Here is a 573-nt window from a genome sequence, read left to right on the forward strand (position 1 = left end):
GCACGTGACGGTCAACTTGTCCAAGGGACAGGCGATCAGCCTGCAGAAGTCCGACGGGGGCACCCTGACCGCGGTGCGGATGGGACTCGGTTGGCAGGCGGCCCCCCGCCGGGGGCTGTTCGGCAGGCGCACCCAGGAGATCGACCTCGACGCCTCGGCCGTGCTCTTCGCCGGGCAGGAGCCGAAGGACGTGGTGTTCTTCCGGCACCTGGTCAGCGATGACGGCTCGGTGCGGCACACCGGCGACAACCTGGTCGGCGGTGCCGGACAGGGCGGCGACGACGAGGCGATCCTGGTGGATCTCCAGCGGGTGCCGGTCCACATCGACCAGATCATCTTCACCGTGAACTCCTTCACCGGGCAGACGTTCGCCGAGGTGCAGAACGCCTTCTGCCGGCTGGTGGACGAGACCAACGGCCAGGAGCTGGCGCGCTACACCCTGACCGGCGGGGGCCAGTACACCGCGCAGATCATGGCCAAGGTGCACCGCCAGGGCAGCGGCTGGCAGATGACCGCCATCGGCGCCGAGGCCAACGGCCGCACCTTCCAGGACCTGATGCCGTCGATGCTGCC

1 protein-coding gene is annotated in these 573 nt (G+C 69.3%); it reads left to right on the forward strand.

Features of this window, described 5'->3' with window-relative positions:
- Nucleotides 1–4: 4 nt before the first annotated feature.
- Nucleotides 5–573, forward strand: a 569-nt coding sequence (locus V1L54_RS29300; protein ID WP_330121190.1) for a TerD family protein, incomplete at its 3' end; no start/stop codon positions are given.

It is taken from the genome of Streptomyces rubellus, assembly GCF_036323805.1.
In the GTDB taxonomy this organism is placed as follows: domain Bacteria; phylum Actinomycetota; class Actinomycetes; order Streptomycetales; family Streptomycetaceae; genus Streptomyces.